The 2,293-nt window shown below is 71.3% G+C and carries 1 protein-coding gene and 1 pseudogene; both read left to right on the top strand.

Annotated features, from left to right (window positions below):
- Positions 1-215: 215 nt before the first annotated feature.
- Positions 216-1,385 carry a hypothetical protein gene (locus tag D471_RS0108025; RefSeq protein ID WP_017598136.1) on the top strand — a complete coding sequence of 390 codons (1,170 nt, stop codon included), beginning with the start codon at positions 216-218 and terminating at the stop codon, positions 1,383-1,385.
- 525 nt (positions 1,386-1,910) lie between these two features.
- Positions 1,911-2,293: pseudogene (locus D471_RS0108020) on the top strand (hypothetical protein); the annotation flags it as partial.

Genomic DNA, 2,293 nt, shown 5'->3' with positions numbered 1-2,293 from the left:
GGCGACCGCGGAGTCGACTCCGCCGGACATGGCTGCCAGTACACGCAAAGTCATAGTGTCGTCCAGCGTATGCGGCGCGCGGGGGTCACGGCCACGCGAATACGTCACCCCGGGCCGCACCCGCGCGCGCCCGACCGGGACCGCCCCTCGCCGGGCGCCGCCCGCCCCCGCGGTACCCGGCGAGGGTGGTCGCGGGCTTCTGCGAAAATCGTCGTATGGCTCTGTTCCGTCGTCGCCGCTCCGCCGACTCCACCACCGCCGTCACCGCCTTCTGGGACGCCTGGCCCGAGGTGCGTGACGCCCTGGCCAACGCCGTGGAGTCCGCCCAGCCGGCTCCAGCCGAGGTCTCCGACCGCGTCACCTCCCTGGTCAAGGGCATCCATCCCGACCTCGACTGGGAGGTGGGACGCCCGCCGGAGCAGAAGGGCGGCGACATCGAGGACCTGGACCTGTCCCCGGACGTGGACCCGAGCGCGCTCCTGGAGCAACTCGCCGCGCTGGACGACCCGTCCAAACTGACCGGCGGCCCCACCTACGCCATGACGCTCCGACCCGGCCCCTCCGACGACGCCCGTGTCATGTCCGAGCGCTGGGCCCGGTCGGCCCCCGACGACGAGCAGTGGGGGTTCCATCCGGTCCGCCCGGCCGACCACGAACGCCTGTCGTCGGTGCTGACCGTGGACGGGCACGAGCTCGACCTGTCGCACGTGTCGGTGTCCCTGCGTGTGAACCAGGCCACCGGCAAGATCGAGGTCGGCGTCTACCACCCCGACAACATGTTCCTGCCCGAGGAGGTGCGCGAGGGTGTGGCCGAGCAGGTCACCCTCCTGGCGCTGGGCGAGGACGACATGGTGCGGTGGATCGGCGAGGTCGACTCCCTGGACGAACCGCCGCTCGACCCGCTGCCGCCCACGTCGATGCCCTCCGTCGCGCGGCAGATGGCCGACCTGCTGGGCGGGTCCGAGGGCTGGGTGACCCTGGAGGGCACGCACCCGCTGTTCGGGGCGGTGCGCATCCTGATCCGCCACCCGCTCACCCGGCGCGACTTCCCCGCGCTCTCCCTCTACGTGCAGGTGGTCGTGCCGTTCGCCACCATGGACTCCGAGAAGCGTCCGATCGAGGCCTCAGAGGCCGCCCTGGGCGACCTGGAGGCGCGCTTGGAAGGCGTGCTGCGGGACAACGGAGCCCTGTTCGCCCAGAAGACCGAGCGCGGCGAGCGCCACTACCACTACTACCTGGACCCGGAGTCGGGGGTCCTGCCCGAGTTCGAGGCCCAGCTGGTCGACTGGCCCGAGGGGAAGGTCAAGCTCCGCAGCGAACTGGACCCCGACTGGGCGTGGTTCAACGCCTTCCGTCGCCAGTACCGGCGTGAGCTGGGCTCCTAGGCGGTGTTTTCGGGTCCTGCCGCTTCACTTCGGACCGCGTTCGGGCGCTCGGAGAGGCGGGGGTTCTTCATCCTCGTCCTCGCCTGACGCTCGTTCCCCGCTCGCGGCTCGACTCGCCCACCCGTCACCCCCACCGCCCTCGACGGACGCCTGCGGCGCGGTCCTGGCCATGAGAACCCCGCCGGCGCCCAGGCGACACCCCTCGGGTGACCGTTCCAAGAAACGAGTCCTGGACCAGGACGCTCCGGGCGTTCGGCCGGAGCTGGCCGGAACGGCCTCGATCGACGCCCCTCGGCGGCGGGGTCCCCAGCGGAAGGGTCAGGAGGGGAACAGTTCGCCCCTCCTGACGGTGCCTGAGGAACGTTTCGGTGAAATCCCCCGCGACACCCGCCGTTGACCGGATCCCGACCCTCGGGGCCCTACGTCAAGCCCGGATCCCCCCTCGTACATCTGGCGCCCAAGCCTGAACAGGCGTAACGTGTCCTCCCCGGCAGGAGGGTGGTCCGGGTTGTGATGGATTTCGTGATGACACGATCGCCCACACGCCGGCCGAGAGGGTCCAAGGTCGGCGCGCTCCTCGTTCTGTGCCTGGTCGGATCCCCGCTGATGGCGCTGTTCCCGGTCGGGATCTGGACGGCCGCCCGTGCGCTGGCGCTGAGCGGCGCGATCCAGTGGGTCCTCCTCCTCGCCCCGGTGATCGTCGGGTCCATCCTGCTGATGATGTGGCTGGCGGCGCGCTGGCTGGAGGGGTCGGGTATCCGACATCCCACCGCGATCGCGGCGCTGGTGACCGCCACCGCCATGGCCGTACCGGTGGTCGTGGCGTACCTGGCCCCGGCGGCCGCCCCGTTACCGGGCGGCCTCACCGTCAACATCGCCTTCCTCAGCGGGGCGATCACCACCGCCGC

It is taken from the genome of Nocardiopsis lucentensis DSM 44048, assembly GCF_000341125.1.
GTDB classification, from domain to species: Bacteria; Actinomycetota; Actinomycetes; order Streptosporangiales; family Streptosporangiaceae; genus Nocardiopsis; species Nocardiopsis lucentensis.
The sequence above is the reverse complement of the archived record's forward strand: the minus strand, read 5'-3'. Positions and strand labels throughout refer to the sequence as shown.